This is a genomic window from Pseudoalteromonas sp. T1lg48 (genome assembly GCF_002964785.1).
GTDB lineage: Bacteria > Pseudomonadota > Gammaproteobacteria > Enterobacterales > Alteromonadaceae > Pseudoalteromonas.
In genome coordinates this window covers 286157-305233 of record NZ_PQCC01000002.1, presented here as the reverse complement: position 1 = coordinate 305233, position 19077 = coordinate 286157, and the positions used below count along the sequence as shown (strand labels likewise).

Below are 19077 nucleotides of genomic sequence, written 5' to 3'. Positions count from 1 at the left end.
TAATAAAGGTCCTTTGTTTAAATTTAGGACCTTTTTTATGTCTTATGCCCACGCCATTGCCTGCGCCAGTGTTGATGCCGCAAGCGCAGCAGAACAGTTCGATGCCCTAATCATTATCAGCGCCAGCCTGGATTCAGTGCCCCAGCCTTACCTTGACGTATTGCGCCAACACAGCGCCGTAGACAGCCGCATTGGTAAGCAATGTGCGCTTGTGGTGTGTGAATCGGCGCCGGCTCAGCGTCTTATTCTTGCTCCGACCGGGCCTTTGAATCGTGACTATGATGACGTTCGCCGCGTATATGCCGCCGCTAAGGCCGGTATTGAGCTGGCTAAGCAAGCCGGTGCCGTGAAGCCTGCCTTGTTTGTGTCTGGTATCAGCGAGCTTTCTGGGTATGAGTTTGCCAGCGAAGTGGCCTTTTTGGGTGCTAATCAGGCGCTATGGCAGCCTCTTGAAGCGCGTGAGTATCACGGCGACGCGATTTCTCCTATTCAAGCCATCGGCGTTGTTGGTGCGAGCGAAGAGCAACTTAAGCAGATGAATGCCATTGCCGCCGGTCAGTATGCCGCTCGCGATCTATGTGGTACCGAGCCTGAGCGCATGGCACCGCCGCGTTTTGCCGATTACTGTGTGGATTTATTTAAGGGCACCAAGGTGACTGCCGAGGTGATCAGCGACATCGCCACCATCGACAAGGATTACCCGCTGCTAAGCACGGTAGCCCGCGCCTCTTACGCGGTCGAGCGTCATCATCCGCGCGTAGTAAAACTGGCCTATGTGCCCGAGGGCGACGTTGAACGTACCCTTATCTTCGTGGGTAAAGGTCTGGTGTATGACACAGGTGGTGCCGATCTGAAGGTAGGCGGTTTTATGGCTGGTATGAGCCGCGATAAGGGCGGTGCCGCATCGGTAGCCGGTTTTATGAAGGCGGTGGCCGAGGCGCAGCCTAAAGGCGTTAAGGTTATTGCTTACCTGGCCGTGGTGCGTAATTCTATCGGCTCGGATTGTTTCGTTCCCGATGAGATCATCACCGGCCGTGAAGGCGTACGTGTACGCATAGGTAATACGGATGCCGAGGGTCGTCTGGCCATGGGTGATCTGTTAAGCGAAGCCAAAGACTTAGCGAAAAATGAAGTGAACCCGGCTATCTTCACCGTGGCCACGCTAACCGGCCATGCCGCACGCGCCGTAGGTCCATACAGCGCCTATGTTGAAAATGGTCCGGCTCGCGCCGCTAAGGTATCGCAACAGCTGGTTGAGCATGGCGATTTATGGGCCGACTGCGCAGAGGTTTCTCGCTCGCGTCGTGAAGACTATGACTTTGTCCAGCCGCGCACTCAGGCCGATGATCTGCTTTCCAGTAACAATGCGCCTTCAGCGGTAACCGCTCGTGGTCACCAGTTCCCGATGGCCTTCTTAGCCATAGTGTCTGGCCTTGATAAGCACGGCTTAGACAGCGACCAGCCATTGCCTTATGTGCATATGGATATTGCCGGTAGCGGCGTCGAGGGTGGCGACTGGCAGCATGGTAAACCGACGGCGCCGACCGTGGCGGCATTGTTCGCCAAGTACTGCCGTTAATAGCGGTTAAAAACGACTTGGCTCACTTGTAGGTCGGTGCTCTGCGCCGACAAAGCCAACCTACAATCCAAGACATAAAAAAGGCTGGGAATTCCCAGCCTTTTTTATATTTAGTACGACTTATTTTTCTTCCATATCGAAGTGACGATTGAAGAAATCGGTAATGGTTTGATGCAGGTGGGTTTGCACCTTTTTACCGCGTAAGCTGTGCTTCGAGCCCGGATAGGTCATCATTTCAAACGGCAGGGCCTTATCCTGTAGTTGCTTAAACAGCTTGGTGGCATGGGTGAATAGCACGTTGTCATCGGCCATACCGTGATAAATCATCAGCGGGCCTTTGAGGCCATCCACATAGGGGAATACCGCACTTTGCTCATAACCCTTGGCATTGGTTTTCGGGTGGCTTAGGTAGCGCTCGGTATAGTGAGTATCGTACAGTGCCCAGTCGGTCACCGGAGCCCCGGATACACCGGCTTTAAAGTAATCGCCGGCTTTAAACATGGTCATCAGTGCCATATAGCCGCCGTAGCTGTGACCATAAATGCCGATGCGCTCAGGGTCGACATACTCCAGGGTACGCAGGAACTCAACGCCCTTGATCTGGTCGCGTACTTCGGCCTCGCCCAGGTGTTTGTAGATCACGTCTTCAAAGCGCTTGCCACGGTTATATGAGCCGCGGTTATCAAGTTGGAAGACCACATAGCCTTGCTGCACCATGTATTGGAAATACAGGTTCTTACTGCGCCAGCTATTAGTCACTCGTTGGGCATGAGGACCACCGTAAACGTTCACCATCACCGGGTGCTTTTGCTTCTTGTTTAGTTTGCGCGGTTTAAACAGGCGGTAATGCATGATTTGCCCGTCTTCCGCCTCGATAGTGCCATATTCAGGCTCCACCAGATCGCTCAGGTATGGCGTGAGCGGATGAGTGTCATTAAGCTCGTTTTGCTCCAGCCAGGTAATAAAGTCGCCATTGGCTTTGCGCAGCGCCACATAAGGAGGGCGATTCACCGCAGAGGCACTGTCGATAAAGGTTTGCTGATCATCGGCCATCACCACATTGTGGTATTCGCCGCTGTTGGTGATGCGGGTGATCTCGCCTTGCTCAAACAGTGGCGTGCTATACAGGTGGCTTTCAAGCGGCGTGTCTTTGCGACCGGCAAAGTAGATCAGGCCCTTTTTCTCGTCCACACCCTTAATGGCTTCGACAATCCACTCACCCGAGGTGATCTGGCGTACCAAGGTGCCATCAATTTTATACAGATAGAGATGCTTAAAGCCATCACGTTCCGATGCCCAGACAAAGTGCTGCTTGTCTTTTAAAAACTTAAGGTCGAAGTGCAAGTTGATCCAGGTATCGCTGGTTTCTTTCAGGGCCACCTTTTGCGTTTTCGTTTCGCTGTTGTAGAAGCGTAGTTCGAGGTTGTGCTGGGCACGGTCTTGCCATTGATAAGACAGGGTTTTATTGTCTTTTAGCCAATCGGCACGGGCAATGTAGATGTCTTTTTCTTCACCCAGGTCAACCCAATCAATGTGCTGCTCGTTGAGGGTGACAACGCCCAACTCGATTTCAACATTATCGGTGCCGGTGAAGGGATAGCGCTGATTGAAAAGCTTCACTTCTTCGGCATAGATTTCGTTGCGGATCGCCTCGGCTACCGGCGTTTCATCGATGCGGGTAAAGGCAATTTTGCTTTCATCGCCGGCCCACCAGTAGCCGGTCATACGGCTCATTTCTTCCTGGGCGACAAACTCGGCCATGCCATTTTTAATAACGCCGCCGCCATCCTTGGTCAGCTGGATTTCTTTACCACTGTCTAGCGCCAGGGCATAGAGGTTTTGCTCACGGATAAAGGACACATAGTTGCCCTTGGGCGAGAAGCGGGCATCGGTTTCAAAGGCTTCGGTATCGGTCAGCTTGCGGCTTTTGCCCGTTGCTAACTGGTAGTAGTAAAGATCGCCATTGAGAGGGAATAACAGCGCCTGGCCGTCTTTAGACCAGGTGTATTCTAAAATGCCACGGCCAAAGATGCGCTGGCGCTCGCGGCGCGCCTTTTCTTCATCGGACAGGGTTTCCGGGCCGGAAAACAGCGCCTGGGAGTCGACCAGCAGACGATTGCTGTTGTCTTTGAGGTTGTATTCCCATAAATCGTACCGGTTGTAGTCGTCTTTTTTACCCTGCAAATAGGTAACGCGGCTACCATCTGGAGAAAACTTTAATTGCACCGGGGCCGTGCCGGCAAGGTTAGGGTCGTCAAAGATACGTTCCAGGCTGAGCTCTTTGGCGTTGGCGGCGCTGCACGCCAAGCCACTGGCTAGCGCCAGAGATAAGTATTTGGTTGTTTTAGACACGGGTAAACCTTATTGTTGGAATCCTATGTCCGATGGTACTCATGCACCAGGGGCAGCGCAACTTTATGCCATCAAACAAGAGGAGCAGATATGTTTTCTTTGGCGCCCGAATTACAAAAAGACTGTATTGAACTAGCCGACTGGCCCCTGTGTAAGCTGTTGCTGATGAATGACAGCCAGTACCCCTGGTTTATCCTGGTGCCGCGCAAGGAGGGGGTTACCGAGATCATCGATTTAACCGAGCAGGAGCAACTAATGTTGATGCAGGAGTCGGCGCGGTTGAGTCAGTTATTAAAGTCGGTGTTTAATCCGGATAAGCTTAATATTGCGGCGCTGGGTAACATGGTGCCGCAACTGCACATTCATCATATTGCCCGTTATCGCACCGATATCGCCTGGCCCAGGCCAGTGTGGGGGCTGCATCCGAGTAAGCCATACAGCGAGCAGCAAATTGCCGAGCTAAAACAGGCGTTGCAACTGCCTTAAAACGAAAAACGGCATCCAATGGATGCCGTATCAAGGGATAGAGTTACTTTGTGTCGCCGAGCTTCTCGGCCTGTTTCTTACAGCGGTTATACACTTCCTGGCACTGTGCCACACACACCTGATTGGTCATGCTGTCATCAATGCTGCTGTTGTTGCAGCTGCTTTCACATTGGTAGTTTTGTTGCGCACATTGATTGAGTTCCGGGTTGTTGACGCCATTTTTGCAGCCCCCGAGCAACAGCATTAATGCACCTGCAAGTGCCGCAGAAGGTATCGCTTTGTTCATCCTATCACCTTGTTTATTCTTCTGTTCTATTTGCAGTCTAGCGGCAAATTGTCGATAAGTCTTACTTTATCAACAAAAGCGGCAGCTAAAATAACCAGCTGGCTGTCTTGCTGCTCGGCACGGCGCAAGGTGTTGCGCTCGGCAATACTGAAGTAGTCAACAACCAGGCCCGCGGCGGCAATGCGCGCCTTGGCTTGTTGTTCAAGGTCGGCAAAGTCTTTAATACCATCCAGAAGTTGTTCCTTGACCCAGTTCAGGGTGGCAAAGAGCACGGTGGCTTGCTGTTTTTGCGCGTCGCTCAGATAACCGTTACGCGAACTCAGGGCCAGACCATTGACGTCGCGTTGCGTCGGCACGCCTATCACTTCCACCGGAATAGACAGGTCACGGACCATGGTTTTGATCACCTGCAACTGCTGAAAGTCTTTCTCGCCAAAACAGGCAAAATCCGGTTGCACCAGGTTAAACAGCTTGGTCACTACTGTGGCTACACCGCGGAAGTGACCTGGGCGTGAACCGCCGCAGTATCCCATGGACACTTCGGGCACATCGACAAAGCTTTGGCTGCCCAAGCCATTGGGGTAAATGGTGTCTACCGTGGGCGTAAATAAATAGTCGGCGCCGCGTTCGCTAAGGCCTTGTTGGTCTTGCTGCAGGGTGCGTGGATAGGCATCCAGGTCTTCATTAGCACCAAATTGCATGGGGTTAACAAAGATGCTGACCACCACCTTGTCGGCCAGGGTTTTAGCCTTATCGACCAAGGAGAAATGACCTTCATGAAGGTTGCCCATGGTTGGTACAAAGGCGACGCTTAGCCCCGCCTGACGCCAGGCTTTCACCTGACTACGAAGAGAACGGATTTCGCTGGTTGTTTGCATGCACTAATTTCGCTTAATTGAACTCGTGGTCAGGCCCAGGGAAGGCACCACTTTTTACATCGTCACAATATTTCTTCACCGCCGCCGGCATATTGCCGGTTTCTGCTAGGAAGTTTTTTGAGAACTTGGGGATATAACCTGCAGAGATACCCACAAGATCATGCATTACTAAAATCTGACCATCCGTGTCTTTACCCGCACCTATACCGATAGTGGGAATGTTCACCGCTTCGGTAATGGCTTTGGCCAGCACGCTGGGGATACATTCAAGTACCAGCAGCTGAGCGCCTGCGGCCTCTAAAGCCTGAGCGTCGGCAATCATTTTATCGGCTTGCTCTTTATCGCGGCCCTGAATTTTAAAACCACCAAAAACATGCACGGATTGCGGCGTTAAGCCAAGGTGACCACAGACCGGCACACCTTGCTGGGTAAGGGCGCGAATGCTGTCGTGCAGCCACTGGCCACCTTCAAGTTTTACCATGTTGGCACCGGCTCGCATCAGCTTGGCGGCATTGCTACAGCTTTGCTCGACATTGTTGTAGGTCATAAAGGGCATATCGGCAATAACGAAAAGCTCGCGGCTACCGGCGCGCACGCACTTAGTATGATAGGCAATATCATCGATGCTGACCGCCAGGGTGTCATCGCCGCCTTGTAACACCATACCCAGGGAATCACCCACTAGCACGGCATCAACGCCATTGTCGGCAAACAGTTTGGCAAAACTGGCATCATAGGCGGTTAAAGAAGTAATTTTTTCACCGGATTGCTTCTTTTTGAGCAAGGTGGATACGGAGATCTTCGCCATTAGCTTTCCTTATTGGAGTTGTTCTAGGCCGTTGCGAGGCACTTGCGTTGTCAGGCTGCGCACCGAGCTGCCATTGGGTAACTCGAGTTCGGGTGCCAGCTCAAACAGCGGATAAAGCACGAATTCGCGCACCTTCATGCCGTAATGAGGCACCGTTAAACGCTCATCGTCGATGCACTCGGTGCCAAAAAGCAGGATATCTATGTCCAGGGTCCGTGGACCCCAGCGTTCGGCCTTACGCACGCGGCCGAGGTTTAATTCGATGGCCTGAGTGGCATCGAGGAGCTCATGGGGCGCGAGCTGACATTGCAGCTCCATCACCGCGTTAACATAATCCGGCTGATCTTGTGGTCCCATGGGCTTGCTGGCATAAAACGCCGAGCAGCGATGTGCTCGGGTGCCTGGCAGTTGCGTCAGGGCATCGACCGCTTGTTGTAACTGTGCAACGGGGTCATTGAGATTGGCCCCTAATCCCAGGTAAACGGTGTGGTAACTCATGATGACGACTCGCCCGCGGCCTTATTGCCTTTGCGTCGAGAACCACCGCTGCGACGACGGCGGGGGCGGCTGTTACCACTACCACTACCACCCAGGGACTTCACCATTAATTTTTGACCATTTATGTCGGCATTCAGGTAGGCGGTCCACCAGTCACACAGCTCTTTCAGTTCGTCCTGCCCGCTGTCGACCAACAACAGCATAAAGTCATAGGCGGCTTTAAAGCGCGGCTGCTGGCTTAAACGGTACGCGCGTTGACCGCTACGCTTATCGAAGCGATGTTGAATATGCCAAATATCGCGGGCGCCCAGGGTAAAGCGTTTCGGCACCGCGACCTGTTGGGCGCTTTCGCTCAATACCTGGTTCATAGCCGCTGCCAGCGCATCGAAATGAGGCAACTGCTCACGCTGCATCAGTTCCTGGCAACGCTGCAGCAGCGGGAACCATAACAAGGCGGCAAAGATAAACGCCGGGGTTACCTTCTTATCATTATTGATGCGCGCATCGGTATTGATAAACATCTGGGTAATAAAGCGTTCTTGCTGCGAGTCCGGGTTGGCATCAAGGATCTTATCCAAGGCAGGGAATAGATGCTTGAACAAACCAAACTCACGCAGAGCCTTAAAGTTGGCCTCGGCCTTGCCGCTTAAAAACAGCTTCAAGCATTCTTCGAATAAGCGTGCCGGCGGAATATTGGAAAGCAAGTCCGCCAGCTCCATTATCGGCTTGGCCGTGGCGGCGGAAATAGACATATCCAGTTTGGTAGCAAAACGAATGGCGCGCAGCATGCGCACCGGGTCTTCGCGATAACGGGTTTCCGGATCGCCAATCAGCTCAATACGACGATTCTTTATGGCTTTGACGCCATTGGCATAATCGTAAATGCAAAAGTCTTGAATCGAGTAATACAGCGCATTGATAGTGAAATCGCGGCGCTCGGCATCTTCATCTATGGTGCCGTAGACATTATCGCGCAATAACTGGCCGTGTTCCGATGCCTGGCTGATATTGTTTTTACCGCCGCCGGAACCACCGTGGTGACCACGCATGGTGGCTACTTCGATAATTTCGCGACCAAAAACGATATGAGCAAGACGAAAACGACGGCCAATCAAGCGGCAATTGCGAAACAGCTTTTTAACCTGCTCCGGGGTGGCGTTGGTGACTACGTCGAAGTCTTTCGGTTGTAAGCCTAACAGGAGATCGCGCACACAGCCGCCAACCAGATAAGCCTCATAACCGCCGTCTTTTAGGCGGTACAATACCTTCAGGGCATTGGGGCTAAACTGGCTACGGGAAATACCGTGCTCACTTCGAGGAATGATAACCGGCTCGTTTAAGGTGGTGATTTGCCCTTGCTCGGCATCACTTGCGTCTTTTGCGGACAACACCTGCCGGCATAGCTGAAACAGTTTAGAAATGATAATCGCTCTCCTAGGCTACAGTTATGGCGATTGTGAAAGTGGCTTATAATATACCAGCACGGCAGAAAAATTAAGCGAGCGCGAATAAAAATAGCTGTGCTAACGCCTTGGCGCCAGTTATAGCTGCTGAATTTGGGTCTTGCCGTTGGCGTCTGCGCTAACCTGTACTTCGAGGGCGCGGCGCAGAGACTGGCGTTGATATTGACTAAGGGCCCAACTAAGAATGTCGGCAACCGGGTAGGTGACTAACTCAGGATCGGGCGCAAAACCGAGAAAGCGCAGGGCATCAAGCAATGCGGGTTGAGGATTTTGCCTGTCGATGGCCGGGGCATAATTTTGTTTCGATAGCTTAAAGCCCGGACTGGCGACCGCCAGAGGCAGGTGCATATACTGCGGCGCTGGGTATCCGAGTTGCTGGAACAGGCCGATTTGGCGTGCTGTCGGAATAAGCAGGTCGGCACCACGAACCACATGGGTAATACCCTGGTCCATATCATCAACCACCACCACGAGTTGATAGGCAAATAAGCCATCACGGCGCTTAATTATGTAGTCTTCTTCGGCTTCCAAGGCGGCAATATCGACCCGACCTTGCAGTGCATCCAGATAATGATACACCGGCTGTTGCTGCTTCAAGCGCAGCGCCAAATGTTCACCGCGCAACTGTAAGTTGCGGCAATGACCCTTATAAACACCACCTAAGGCTTTAATTTCTTTGCGGGTACATTGGCAGCCATACACCTGGCCTTGTTCCATCAGCTGCTGGGTCACCTGGGCATAACGTGGTAGCCGCTGGCTTTGCCAGATCACTTCGCCGTGCCAGTGCAGGCCATAGGCTTCTAGGGTATGGAGAATATCGCTGTCGGCGCCGGGGCGCACACGGGGGGTGTCTATGTCTTCAATACGAACCAGCCACTGTCCTTGATGTGCATGTGCGTCAAGGTAGCTGCCGAGGGCGGCAACCAGTGAGCCAAAGTGAAGAGGGCCTGAAGGGGAAGGGGCAAAGCGGCCGACATAGGCTGTGGCGCCGTGATCCCCATCCAAGTGGGTCATGGTGTGTTAACCGCGACCCGATTGTTTCTCTTTGATTTCCGCCAAGGCTTTACAGTCAACACACAGGTCGGCCGTAGGGCGAGCTTCAAGACGGCGGATACCGATTTCGATGCCGCACGATTCACAATAACCAAAATCGTCTTCGTCGATCAGGGTTAGAGTTTTTTCAATTTTCTTAATCAGTTTACGCTCGCGGTCACGAGTACGCAGCTCTAATGAGAATTCTTCTTCTTGGGCTGCACGGTCGACCGGATCAGGGAAATTCGCAGCTTCGTCTTGCATGTGCGTTTTTGTGCGATCCACTTCATTTCTTAGATCGTTACGCCATGACTCCAGAATTTTGCGAAAGTGAGCACGTTGCTTTTCATTCATGTACTCTTCGCCTGGCTGTTCCTGATACGGCTCTAACCCCGCCTGAGCGATCAAACCTAATTTACGCTGCTCTGGCATAACTATCTCCTAAATCCTTAATACCAAGTCCCCGGTAAATACCGGCGGCTATAAATAGCAAAATACCACCCCCTTAGCAAACACTTTTTATTTTAGTACCTTGCCTTGGCTTGGCTGCGGCTCTTGCTTTCAGCCGAGCCGCCAGCCGGGGGCTGGTTTTTTAATTCGCCTTTATATTGGGCCGTCCGAATTTATTTCAAGAGCTTGTTAATGTAAAAATACCGCTTAAGGTCGTTGTGAAAGCAGCGCTTAAGGGCCCCCGCAGCAGCTACAAGTGTTAGAGTGCCTTATCCAATTTATTTTATGGCTTATATAAAGCATAGGGCACAGACAGGTTTAAGACGACCTCTTCGGCACTGATATTTGCCTTATAGGCGAGAACCTCGACGCCGGCTTCAACCGCCTGGTGTAATAGCTCTGCATAGGTGGGATCTATATGTGCCGCAGCGCTAACGCGTTCGATGCCGGTGTGCAGCACGGCGAACAAAAGTACGGCTCGGTATCCCTGCGCCTTCATTGCCATAAGTTCCCGCAAGTGTTTTTGCCCTCGCAGGGTTTGTGCATCGGGGAAATAGCCTTGGCCGTTTTTTCCAATAAGGTCACCGACTTCACTTCAATATAGCAATCCGGCTTGTTGGCATCGCGCAGTAAAATATCGATACGACTGTTTTCATCGCCATATTTCACCTCACTAAGCAGCTCAGTATAGCCTTGCAGTTCGTCAATCACGCCCTTTTCAATGGCTTCGATGGCCACCTTGTTGGCCACGGCGGTGTTCACACAGATTAAGTCGCCGGCTTGATTACTTGATAGCTCCAAGGAGTGCGCATATTTGCGCTTGGCATTGTCGCTGGTGGAATAGTAGGCCATCACACCGGGTTCGGCGCAGCCGGTCATCTTGCCGGTATTGGCGCAGTGCACGGTAAATTCATGGCCATCGGAATGGCGTAAATCCACTAAAAACCGTTTATAACGTTTTAACAGGGTGGCGGTTTGAAGAGGCGGTAGAAACAACATTAATCGTACTTCGCTTTAGAACTGCATGACCCTAGTGTAAACTGCTGGTAATTGTAATCACAGTCCAAGAGGACCCCTATGAGTCAACAATTTTTAGTACAACTAAGCGAGCAGGCAGCCCCAGGTCATTGGGGTGAGGCAGCAAACCTTTCTTTCAATGAGCAAGGTGCAATCGTGCACCTAAGCGAAACCGACACCCTGATCAATGTGCAAAAGGCCGGTCGTGCCGTTGCCAATCAGGGTGTAAAAGCCGTCACTCTAGTGGGTGATGCCTGGTGCACAGAAAGTCAGTGGGCTTTCTACCAAGGTTTTGTGAGCCCAAAAGTACTAGATGGCGTTGAATTCGTTGATAACGAGCAAAGTGATTTAAAAGAGCTGGCGGCACTTAAGCAGTCGGCCATCTGGATGCGTCAGATGATCAACGGCACCGCCGAAGACATCTACCCGGAAAGCCTGGCAGAAAAAGCCGGTGAGTTTATCCAGTCACTTGCTCCTGAGCACGTGAGCTACCAGATCATCAAGGGCGAAGCGCTAAAAGAGCAGCAATGGATTGGTATCTACGAGGTAGGTCGCGGCAGTGAGCGTCCACCGGTTTTGCTTGAGCTCGACTTTAACCCAACCGGCGATGATAACGCCCCTGTGGCTTCGGCCCTGGTTGGTAAGGGTATCACCTTCGATTCCGGCGGTTACTCAATCAAGCCAAGCGAAGGCATGCTGACCATGAAGTGTGACATGGGCGGTGCAGCAACGGTTACTGCCGGTCTGGCACTGGCGATTAATCGCGGTCTGGACAAGCGTGTTAAGCTGTTCCTATGTTGTGCCGAGAACCTGATCTCGGGTCATGCCTACAAGCTGGGCGACATTCTTACCTACAAAAATGGCACCACGGTTGAAATCGTTAACACCGATGCCGAAGGTCGTTTGGTATTGGCCGATGGCCTAATGGCTGCCAGTGAAACGGGTGCAGCCACCATTATCAACGCAGCAACCCTAACCGGTGCGGCTTTGGTTGCGGTAGGTCAGGAATACAATGCGCTATTCGGTCTGGATAAAGACATGGTGCGTGACGTTGAAGGCTTTGCCAGCGAAGAATTTGAAGGCGCGTGGCCACTGCCGTTGGAGAAATTCCACCAGAACAACTGTCCTTCACCTTATGCCGACACAGCAAACAGTCGTCCGCAAAAAGGCGGTGGCTTTGGTGGCGCTTCGAATGCTGCGGGCTTCTTATCACGCTTTGTTCGCGACGAAGGTAAGGGATGGGTGCATATGGACCTGGCAGCGGCCTTCCAAAACAGCCCAACCAGCCTATGGTCTGCCGGCGCAACCACCCTGGGTATGCGTACCGTAGCTCGCACACTACAAGAAAAGTCGTAATCGACCGAGAGGTAGCGGCTCAGTGAGTCGTTACCTCACTTAAATTTACTCTCCTTGCCCTCATTGCGCATCAACAAGATGGTCAGATAGATCTTAGTCGGCAAAGACATGATTAAGCCCAGTGCAATACAGACAGCGCCAATCATAAAGCTGTAAATGCCAAAATAATCACGAAACGAGTCCGTCACCAGCAAGGTATGACCGCCGATGATCAGCAGTACGCCAAAAACAATAATGACCTTGAGTAGGGTTAAGGTGGAAAGCCTGGGCATGAGTTTCTCCCGAGTCAGCTCCTGATACTAGTTAACCAAAAAACCGACTTTATGGGTTTGATCCAGCGCAGTAGTCGCGTCGATTGCAAAAATGTGTGCGGCCGAGCTCAGGTGCTTGCGATGGTGCAAGTGGCGCCATACACTGAAGCAAAATCAACAGACGAGATAAAGTAATGGTCACCAAACCCGGTAAAATCACCTGCATAGGTCGTAATTATGTTGAGCATATCAAGGAGCTGGATAATGCCATGCCCGATGCCATGGTGATCTTCAACAAGCCACCTTCGGCACTGGCCGATGTGTTGCAATCGCAGCATCAAAATGAGGCTCTGCACTATGAAGGGGAGCTGTGTTTTGCCATTAAAAACAATCGCCCCGTTGCCGTGGCCTTTGCTTTGGACCTCACCAAGCGGGCCCTGCAAAGCGAGCTAAAGGCCAAGGGCTTGCCCTGGGAGCGGGCAAAAAGTTTTGACGGCGCCGTGCTGGCCAGTGACTTTGTCGCCATCGACGAGACCGATATCGCTCGGCTGTCGCTGCGTTTGTATATCGACGGCGAGCTGATACAAGAGGGCCAGACCACGCAGATGTTGTATCCAGTGCAAGCGGCCATTGATGAGCTGGCCAGCTGGCAGCGTTTGCAAGACGGTGACTGGTTGTTATCCGGCACACCCAAGGGAGTGGGTGAGGTGCGCACGGGGCAGGTATTCGAAGGGCAGGTGTTACTCGACGAGCAGGTCCTGGTCGCAAAACAATGGCAAGCTCAATAGTTTACTGTATAAATAAACAGTGTTAATCTCACGGTTAGTTTTACCTAACTGTGTGCTTGCATGGATAAGAAAGTCCTACCGCCACGCTATTACTTGGCGCATTTTAAAGAGTTTCTCCACTATCATCAGCAGCACGCCTGGCATCTATGTGCGGATGCCGAGCGCGGCTATATCAGTGAATTTCTGAGCCTGCCCGAGCATGCCCAGTGTGTGCTGGTGCGCATGTATAACCGTAAGTCCGACTTTGTTGAGCAAAGCAGCCTACATTACGAAGAAATCGACCATGTGCCGCTGGCATTGGCGTTGCTTAAACGTCGCCAGTGGGTGCGCTATGTGCAGGAGCATGAGTTTGCCGCCTGGCTTGAATCCCTTACTAAGCTGGAGTTGGTTAATCTGTGTAAGGAGCTTGAGTTACCGGGTATCGCCCTCTCCGCAAAAAAGCCGATGTGGCTGGCCTATTGTCAGCAAACCCTGAGTTTTGGTCATGTGCGCCATAGCCAACTGTTTTTAAGTTATCTGGTACACAGCCATAATCCGGTGCTGCAATACCTGCTGTTTGTCTTCTTTGGTCGCATCAATAGCTCGATGACGCAATTTTCATTGCGCGATCTCGGTATTCGCCGCACCAACAAGGGGGAGACCGGAGCGCGCTTTAATGAGCTCGACGAGGCTAAAAGTGCCTTTTTCTTTGGTGACGTACGCGCTCAGGCAAAAACCTTGGAGGAGGAGCCCCATTTGCTCGCCTTGGCGCAAACCTTAACTCAGGCGCCGCAGGCACATGGGGCTCTGGCACAGCGTTACCGCCATGAAACCCTGTATGTGCTGGGTAAAAAACTGTTGGCTTTGGGAGAGTGTTATGAGCAAGGTGCGCTGGACTTGCTGGCCCAGAGCGAACACCCTCAGGCTGTGGAGTTGGTGGTACGCCAGCGCTATAAGCGCGGTGATAAAGACTGGGTCGAGGCTCGGTTGTTGGCCTTAATCGAGGATCCCAGCTGTGAGCAGGTGTTGTTTTTTGCCCAGGACTTTTATGCCCTTAAATTTCAGGGCAAGCGTACCAGCACCTTGACCGATCTATTGCGCGATGGCGAGCCTCTGGCCATAGACGAGGCCTACTCTCACCACGTAGAGCAGGGGGTCATCGATTTATATCGTCAACAGGGGAGCGAGGCGCTGCATTGCGAGAACCAATTGTGGCTCCATCTCTTTGCCCTGTGCTTTTGGGATGTGCTTTTTGTCGGTGCCGAGGGCGGCGTGTGCACCGAGTTTGATGTATTCCCAAGCAGTTTGCGCGACGGGCGTTTTTATCAGTTGCATGGCGACACCATAGCGGCGCTGTTTACCGCTTGTGATACTAAGTCCAAGCTGGTGCATCATATTACCGCTAACGCCACCCGGCACTACCAGCAGCCCAATGCCTTTATCCGCTGGCATGAAAACCTGCTTGATCCCTTACTGAGCCTGATTGAGCATGCACCCTTGTCGGCCATTTATGCGCAATTGACCGTGATGGCCAAGGATTTCGTCAATGCCAAAGACGGCTACCCGGATTTGATGGTGTTAGCGCAAGGCAAGCTGCGCTTTGAAGAGGTTAAGGCGCCGGGCGATAGCCTGCGCCGCAATCAGCTGATCGCCATTCGCCAGTTGCAACGAGCCGGCTTCGAGGTACAAGTGCAAAGCGTTTGCTGGCAGGTTAACCCCGAGCAGCCCTATGTGGTGGTGGATATTGAAACCACAGGTGGGCAAAAGAATGCGCACAGGGTGACCGAAATCGCCGCTATCAAGCTGGTGAACGGCGAGGAGGTGGCGCGCTGGCATTCACTGATCAACCCCGAACGTCATATTCCGCGCCATATTACCGAGTTGACCGGCATAGACAATGCCTTGGTGGCCGAGGCGCCGACCTTTGCGCAGATTGCTCCGTCGCTGTGGCAGTTTTTACAGGGGGCCATTTTTGTTGCTCACAATGTCAATTTTGACTACGGCTTTTTACGCGCCGAGTTTGCCCGTACCGACAGAAATTTAATTTTACCTAAGCTGTGCACCGTGCGTTTGGCACGCAAGTACCTGCCGGGATATGCCTCTTATTCCCTGGGTAAGCTGTGCAAGGAGCTGGGTATTGACCTTCAGGGGCATCACCGCGCTATTAATGACACCCTGGCCACGGTACAATTATTTGAATTAATACAAGAACAAAGGCAAAAATAATGGAGTTAACAAACTGGCTGGCCTTGGTAGGCATTTGTTTAATGGGGGCCATGTCTCCGGGTCCGAGCCTGGCGGTGGTTTTAAAGCACTGTCTGCACAGTGGTCGCTCCGGCGGTATTGCCTGCGCCCTTAGTCATGGCTTTGGAGTGGGTGTGTATGCCTTGTTGGCCATTTTAGGCCTGGGCACCTTACAGCAACAAATACCCATGTTGTATCAGATCCTGATTTATGCCGGTGCGTTGTATTTGTTGTATCTGGCCTTTAATAGCTGGCGTAGCAGCGCCACCAAACTCAAAATCGAAGAAGCCGGCACCAAGCAGCGTCTTAACGCCATACAAGACGGCTTTGCCATTGCCTTTTTAAATCCCAAACTGGCGATTTTCTTTGTTGCCCTGTTTTCACCCTTTATTCCCGCCGAGCCCATGCAATGGCAACAGCAGGCGGTGATGGTGGCAACGCCGACCGTTATCGATGCGCTCTGGTATTGCGTGGTGGCCATGCTTTGCAGTCACCCGCGTTTTTATGTCTGGCTGGAACGTAATCAACTAATTATCAATAAACTACTGGCCGTGGCCTTTACCTTCCTGGCGCTCACCGTGTTGCTGCGTCAATGGCTCTAAGAGTTAAAAAAGGCTTGCATGTTGCAAGCCTTTTTTATGTCGTCAGGGTGCTTTTGTCAGCCCTAATAGGGCGCCGGATACTCCCTAAATACCGCATCGATTTGCGCCAAGGTCTCCTCGTCGAGGGTAAGCGCAAAGGCGTCAATATTTTCCTGCAGTTGGGCCATGCTGGTGGCGCCGATAATGGTCGAAGTGACGCCCTGCACCTGGTTACACCAGGCCAGTGCCAGCTGTGCCGTGGTGATCCCTTGTTGCTTGGCAATTTCCTGATAGCGGGCCACCGCTTGCTGGCCTTGCTCGGTATCGCGAAACAGGCCATTGCGCTGAGCTATGGTCCAGCGCGAGCCCGCCGGGCGCGCACCACCTAGATACTTGCCGCTAAGCATACCGCCGGCCAGTGGTGACCAGGGCAGGTAGGCTACGTCTTCATGATGGCATTGCTCGATTAAATAAGGCCAATCCTTGCCATGCACCAGGCTAAACTCGTTTTGCATCGACACCATCGCTGGCAGCGAATACTGCTTGGCGAGGTCCAGGTACTGGCTCAGACCCCAGGGAGTTTCGTTGGAAAGTCCGCAATGGCGGATTTTACCGGCGCGAACACAAGTATCTAAACCCTCTAAAATGGCATGCATTTGCGCGCGTTCGGTGCTTTTATCCACGCTCTTGATATCCACCATGCCCGGCCATTGTTTGGCAAAATGCGGTGAAGTGCGGTTAGGCCAATGCAACTGGAAAAGATCGATATAATCGGTCTGCAAGCGCTTAAGGGATTGGTCAACGGCGGTTATCACTGCTTCTTTGCTGATGTCGCCGCCACCGCGGACCCACTTTAAGCCGTTGCCCGCTATCTTGGTCGCGAGCACCAGATCCTTACGTTTTTCTTGATGACGAGAGAGCCAGTCACCGATAATGGTTTCGGTCTTACCATAGGTATCGGGACTCGGTGGCACGGCATACATTTCGGCGGTATCGATAAAATTAACGCCTTGTGCAAGCGCATAATTGAGTTGCTCATCGGCATCGCTTTGGGTGTTTTGTTTGCCCCAGGTCATGGTACCAAGACAGACGCGTGATACCTTTAAGCCGCTGCGGCCGAGCTTTGCATAGTCCATGATTAGCCCTTTAGGTTTAAGTGCAGGAATGATAACAAGCTATCATTCAATGGCGCTTTTTGCATTGTTTTGAAGTCAAACATCACCAACATTGCCTGACCCTCGGTCACTACGCATTGCTGCGCACTGGAAAACACGCTGTAGTGGGTGGTAAAGCTGCTGTTGCCTATGTCACTGATACTAACGCCGATCAGCAGGGTGTCGGGAAAGGTCACCGGGCGCTTATATTTGGCGTAATTGTCGGCCAGTACAGGGCCGACCTGCTCTGTGGCAAGGTGTTCAAGTATGCCGGCCTGATTTAAAAAATCGATACGGGCAATTTCAAAGTATTTGAAGTAGAGGGTGTTATTGACATGCTGCAGCGCATCCATATCACCCCAGGCTACCTTGATTTCACAGGCCTTGGGAAAACGTTCTAAAAATGCATCTTGATTGGACATCTCTCGGCTCCTTAGAGTTTTTACTCGGCCTAGCATGCGTCAAGCCGGTAAAAAAAGAAAGGGGATGGCGATAAGTGGTAACATCATATGCTTGTTAGGGCAGCGGAATAAACTCCTGCTCATCGCCGGGAACCTTGGCAAAGCGCCCGTTTTGCCAGTCGTCTTTGGCTTGGTCAATGCGTTCCTTGCGACTGGAAACAAAGTTCCACTCGATAAAACGTTTGCCCAGCGGCTCACCGCCGATAAGGGCGATGCGCGAGTCTTGGCTGGCGGTGACCGTAACGCCAGCGCTTATGTCGTGGGTATCGGAAAACACCGCCAGGCAGTGCTCGGGGATGTCGGTGTCTTTCGCTTGTAAGTGACCGCGCACCACATACAGGCCGAGCTCCGCGCATGGTGGCAGGGTTAATGACTCGCCGGGTTTAAGCACGGCTTCCAAATACAGGGTATTGGAAAAGGTGCGCACCGGCGACTCGACGCCATAGGCGCTGCCCATCATGACTCGCACGGGCACGCCATCAATATGGACCAGGGGCACGCTGGTGGCCGAGTAGTGATAGAAGGCCGGCTCCATTTCTTCTTGCTCCTTAGGCAGGGCAAGCCAGAGTTGCAGGCCGTTAAGGTTGCGTGCGTGCTCGGTGGCTTCGGGGCGCTCGCGCTCGGAGTGGACTATGCCGCTGCCGCTGACCATCAGGTTGATATCCCCCGGCTTAATGGGCTGCACACTGGCCAAAGAATCGCGATGAAGGATCTCACCTGCAAACAAATAGGTGACGGTGGCAATGCCGATATGGGGATGGGGGCGAACATTGATGCCTGGGCCAGGGGCAAAGCTGGCCGGGCCCATATGATCGAAAAAGATCCACGGGCCTATCATTTTTAATTGCGCCGTTGGTAACAACCGACGGACGGAAAAACCGCCCAGATCTGTGTCCTTGGGCTTTAACACCATTTTCACCGCGCCGCAGGCGTCCATTAGCTCACAGTCATTGCGGGTGTCATTGGTTAGATTGCTCATATGGGCTCCTATTTGCAGTCCGTGGTGATGATGGTTTCTACCTGGGTCATAAGTTTATGAATTGGGCATTTATCGGCAATTTGCGCCAGCTTCTCCCGCTGCGCCGCATCCAGCTCACCGCCCAGCATAAGGTCTAGGTGCAACTGGTAGCGTCCCTGGCGTTCCTCACTGGCATCCCGGGTGATGTTCACGGCCACATCCGTTAATGGGATCCCCGCTCTTTGTGCATACATAAGCAGGGTAATGGCCTTACATGCCGCCAGGGCCGAGTCGTAAATGTCGTGAGGGTCCGGCGCGCTGTCGCTCTGGGTATCGATACGGGCATCGGCAAAGAGCCGATGTGGGCCGATTTGTACTTGCTGGCGATATTGGCCGTCGGCCGTTTTAGTGAGTTTGATGCTCATGGTCTGGCTCCTGGTACGGTGATGGAAATAG

19 protein-coding genes and 1 pseudogene are annotated in these 19077 nt (G+C 52.5%); 6 read left to right on the top strand and 14 right to left on the bottom strand.

Going from position 1 to position 19077, the window contains the following annotated elements; all coding sequences use genetic code 11:
• Positions 1 to 37 precede the first annotated feature (37 nt).
• Positions 38 to 1579 carry a M17 family metallopeptidase gene (locus C2M29_RS03210; RefSeq protein WP_105188360.1) on the top strand — a complete coding sequence of 514 codons (1542 nt, stop codon included), beginning with the start codon at positions 38 to 40 and terminating at the stop codon, positions 1577 to 1579.
• Between the two features lie 120 nt (positions 1580 to 1699).
• On the opposite strand, the gene C2M29_RS03205 is transcribed toward C2M29_RS03210, so the two are convergent.
• Positions 1700 to 3931, bottom strand: a complete 2232-nt coding sequence (locus C2M29_RS03205) for a S9 family peptidase (RefSeq protein WP_105188359.1) — start codon at positions 3929 to 3931, stop codon at positions 1700 to 1702.
• 90 nt (positions 3932 to 4021) lie between these two features.
• Between C2M29_RS03205 and C2M29_RS03200 the strand changes: the two genes are divergently transcribed.
• Positions 4022 to 4417, top strand: coding sequence for an HIT domain-containing protein (locus C2M29_RS03200; RefSeq protein WP_105188358.1), 396 nt, complete (start codon positions 4022 to 4024; stop codon positions 4415 to 4417).
• Between the two features lie 43 nt (positions 4418 to 4460).
• Here the strand turns inward: C2M29_RS03200 and C2M29_RS03195 are convergent, their stop codons facing one another.
• The 8 genes and pseudogenes from C2M29_RS03195 to sfsA all read right to left on the bottom strand — a co-directional run bounded on the left by C2M29_RS03195 (position 4461) and on the right by sfsA (position 10831).
• Positions 4461 to 4703: a hypothetical protein gene (locus tag C2M29_RS03195; protein WP_105188357.1), complete on the bottom strand. Its 243-nt coding sequence runs from the start codon at positions 4701 to 4703 to the stop codon at positions 4461 to 4463.
• A 26-nt stretch (positions 4704 to 4729) separates the two neighbouring features.
• On the bottom strand, positions 4730 to 5581 hold the full coding sequence (gene panC / locus C2M29_RS03190) for a pantoate--beta-alanine ligase (protein WP_105188356.1): 852 nt from the start codon (positions 5579 to 5581) through the stop codon (positions 4730 to 4732).
• Positions 5582 to 5594: 13 nt separating this feature from the next.
• A complete protein-coding gene (panB, locus tag C2M29_RS03185; protein WP_105188355.1) occupies positions 5595 to 6389 on the bottom strand; it encodes a 3-methyl-2-oxobutanoate hydroxymethyltransferase in 795 nt (264 codons plus the stop codon).
• Between the two features lie 9 nt (positions 6390 to 6398).
• Positions 6399 to 6887: a 2-amino-4-hydroxy-6-hydroxymethyldihydropteridine diphosphokinase gene (gene folK / locus C2M29_RS03180; RefSeq protein ID WP_105188354.1), complete on the bottom strand. Its 489-nt coding sequence runs from the start codon at positions 6885 to 6887 to the stop codon at positions 6399 to 6401.
• Complete coding sequence (gene pcnB / locus C2M29_RS03175; protein ID WP_233998340.1) at positions 6884 to 8275, bottom strand: polynucleotide adenylyltransferase PcnB; 1392 nt, start codon at positions 8273 to 8275, stop codon at positions 6884 to 6886. Before pcnB ends, folK begins: the two co-directional genes overlap by 4 nt.
• 153 nt (positions 8276 to 8428) lie before the next feature.
• Positions 8429 to 9364 carry a tRNA glutamyl-Q(34) synthetase GluQRS gene (gluQRS, locus tag C2M29_RS03170; protein ID WP_105188353.1) on the bottom strand — a complete coding sequence of 312 codons (936 nt, stop codon included), beginning with the start codon at positions 9362 to 9364 and terminating at the stop codon, positions 8429 to 8431.
• Positions 9365 to 9370: 6 nt separating this feature from the next.
• Positions 9371 to 9814 (bottom strand): RNA polymerase-binding protein DksA, encoded by a 444-nt coding sequence (gene dksA, locus C2M29_RS03165; RefSeq protein ID WP_105188352.1) that lies wholly within the window; start codon positions 9812 to 9814, stop codon positions 9371 to 9373.
• 301 nt (positions 9815 to 10115) lie between these two features.
• Positions 10116 to 10831, bottom strand: a pseudogene (sfsA, locus tag C2M29_RS03160) (DNA/RNA nuclease SfsA).
• A 78-nt stretch (positions 10832 to 10909) separates the two neighbouring features.
• Between sfsA and pepB the strand changes: the two are divergent.
• Positions 10910 to 12205: an aminopeptidase PepB gene (gene pepB / locus C2M29_RS03155; RefSeq protein WP_105188351.1), complete on the top strand. Its 1296-nt coding sequence runs from the start codon at positions 10910 to 10912 to the stop codon at positions 12203 to 12205.
• A 35-nt stretch (positions 12206 to 12240) separates the two neighbouring features.
• On the opposite strand, the gene C2M29_RS03150 is transcribed toward pepB, so the two are convergent.
• Positions 12241 to 12477 carry a hypothetical protein gene (locus C2M29_RS03150; RefSeq protein WP_105188350.1) on the bottom strand — a complete coding sequence of 79 codons (237 nt, stop codon included), beginning with the start codon at positions 12475 to 12477 and terminating at the stop codon, positions 12241 to 12243.
• Positions 12478 to 12650: 173 nt separating this feature from the next.
• Between C2M29_RS03150 and C2M29_RS03145 the strand changes: the two genes are divergently transcribed.
• From C2M29_RS03145 to C2M29_RS03135, 3 genes are read left to right on the top strand one after another with little or no spacing between them, the layout of a single operon-like run.
• Positions 12651 to 13244 (top strand): fumarylacetoacetate hydrolase family protein, encoded by a 594-nt coding sequence (locus tag C2M29_RS03145; RefSeq protein ID WP_105188349.1) that lies wholly within the window; start codon positions 12651 to 12653, stop codon positions 13242 to 13244.
• A gap of 60 nt (positions 13245 to 13304) precedes the next feature.
• On the top strand, positions 13305 to 15449 hold the full coding sequence (locus C2M29_RS03140; protein WP_105188348.1) for an exonuclease domain-containing protein: 2145 nt from the start codon (positions 13305 to 13307) through the stop codon (positions 15447 to 15449).
• The gene (locus C2M29_RS03135) at positions 15449 to 16069 is read left to right on the top strand and encodes a LysE family translocator (RefSeq protein ID WP_105188347.1); all 621 of its coding nucleotides are present in this window, start codon (positions 15449 to 15451) and stop codon (positions 16067 to 16069) included. Before C2M29_RS03140 ends, C2M29_RS03135 begins: the two co-directional genes overlap by 1 nt.
• 62 nt (positions 16070 to 16131) lie before the next feature.
• On the opposite strand, the gene C2M29_RS03130 is transcribed toward C2M29_RS03135, so the two are convergent.
• From C2M29_RS03130 to C2M29_RS03115, 4 genes are all read right to left on the bottom strand, one after another.
• Positions 16132 to 17184, bottom strand: a complete 1053-nt coding sequence (locus tag C2M29_RS03130; protein WP_105188346.1) for an aldo/keto reductase — start codon at positions 17182 to 17184, stop codon at positions 16132 to 16134.
• A gap of 2 nt (positions 17185 to 17186) precedes the next feature.
• A complete protein-coding gene (locus C2M29_RS03125; RefSeq protein WP_105188345.1) occupies positions 17187 to 17624 on the bottom strand; it encodes an acyl-CoA thioesterase in 438 nt (145 codons plus the stop codon).
• 94 nt (positions 17625 to 17718) lie between these two features.
• On the bottom strand, positions 17719 to 18642 hold the full coding sequence (locus C2M29_RS03120) for a pirin family protein (protein WP_105188344.1): 924 nt from the start codon (positions 18640 to 18642) through the stop codon (positions 17719 to 17721).
• 8 nt (positions 18643 to 18650) lie between these two features.
• A complete protein-coding gene (locus C2M29_RS03115; protein WP_105188343.1) occupies positions 18651 to 19046 on the bottom strand; it encodes an OsmC family protein in 396 nt (131 codons plus the stop codon).
• Positions 19047 to 19077 lie beyond the last annotated feature (31 nt).

What these genes read in the sequence shown, in the direction of transcription:
- C2M29_RS03135 (WP_105188347.1), top strand. Translation starts at nt 15,449, where the DNA reads ATGGAGTTAACAAACTGGCTGGCCTTGGTAGGCATTTGTTTAATGGGG.
- C2M29_RS03130 (WP_105188346.1), bottom strand. Translation starts at nt 17,184, where the DNA reads ATGGACTATGCAAAGCTCGGCCGCAGCGGCTTAAAGGTATCACGCGTC.
- pepB (WP_105188351.1), top strand. Translation starts at nt 10,910, where the DNA reads ATGAGTCAACAATTTTTAGTACAACTAAGCGAGCAGGCAGCCCCAGGT.
- C2M29_RS03125 (WP_105188345.1), bottom strand. Translation starts at nt 17,624, where the DNA reads ATGTCCAATCAAGATGCATTTTTAGAACGTTTTCCCAAGGCCTGTGAA.
- folK (WP_105188354.1), bottom strand. Translation starts at nt 6,887, where the DNA reads ATGAGTTACCACACCGTTTACCTGGGATTAGGGGCCAATCTCAATGAC.
- C2M29_RS03115 (WP_105188343.1), bottom strand. Translation starts at nt 19,046, where the DNA reads ATGAGCATCAAACTCACTAAAACGGCCGACGGCCAATATCGCCAGCAA.
- C2M29_RS03140 (WP_105188348.1), top strand. Translation starts at nt 13,305, where the DNA reads ATGGATAAGAAAGTCCTACCGCCACGCTATTACTTGGCGCATTTTAAA.
- C2M29_RS03120 (WP_105188344.1), bottom strand. Translation starts at nt 18,642, where the DNA reads ATGAGCAATCTAACCAATGACACCCGCAATGACTGTGAGCTAATGGAC.
- gluQRS (WP_105188353.1), bottom strand. Translation starts at nt 9,364, where the DNA reads ATGACCCACTTGGATGGGGATCACGGCGCCACAGCCTATGTCGGCCGC.
- C2M29_RS03200 (WP_105188358.1), top strand. Translation starts at nt 4,022, where the DNA reads ATGTTTTCTTTGGCGCCCGAATTACAAAAAGACTGTATTGAACTAGCC.
- panB (WP_105188355.1), bottom strand. Translation starts at nt 6,389, where the DNA reads ATGGCGAAGATCTCCGTATCCACCTTGCTCAAAAAGAAGCAATCCGGT.
- C2M29_RS03195 (WP_105188357.1), bottom strand. Translation starts at nt 4,703, where the DNA reads ATGAACAAAGCGATACCTTCTGCGGCACTTGCAGGTGCATTAATGCTG.
- C2M29_RS03210 (WP_105188360.1), top strand. Translation starts at nt 38, where the DNA reads ATGTCTTATGCCCACGCCATTGCCTGCGCCAGTGTTGATGCCGCAAGC.
- C2M29_RS03145 (WP_105188349.1), top strand. Translation starts at nt 12,651, where the DNA reads ATGGTCACCAAACCCGGTAAAATCACCTGCATAGGTCGTAATTATGTT.
- panC (WP_105188356.1), bottom strand. Translation starts at nt 5,581, where the DNA reads ATGCAAACAACCAGCGAAATCCGTTCTCTTCGTAGTCAGGTGAAAGCC.
- C2M29_RS03150 (WP_105188350.1), bottom strand. Translation starts at nt 12,477, where the DNA reads ATGCCCAGGCTTTCCACCTTAACCCTACTCAAGGTCATTATTGTTTTT.
- dksA (WP_105188352.1), bottom strand. Translation starts at nt 9,814, where the DNA reads ATGCCAGAGCAGCGTAAATTAGGTTTGATCGCTCAGGCGGGGTTAGAG.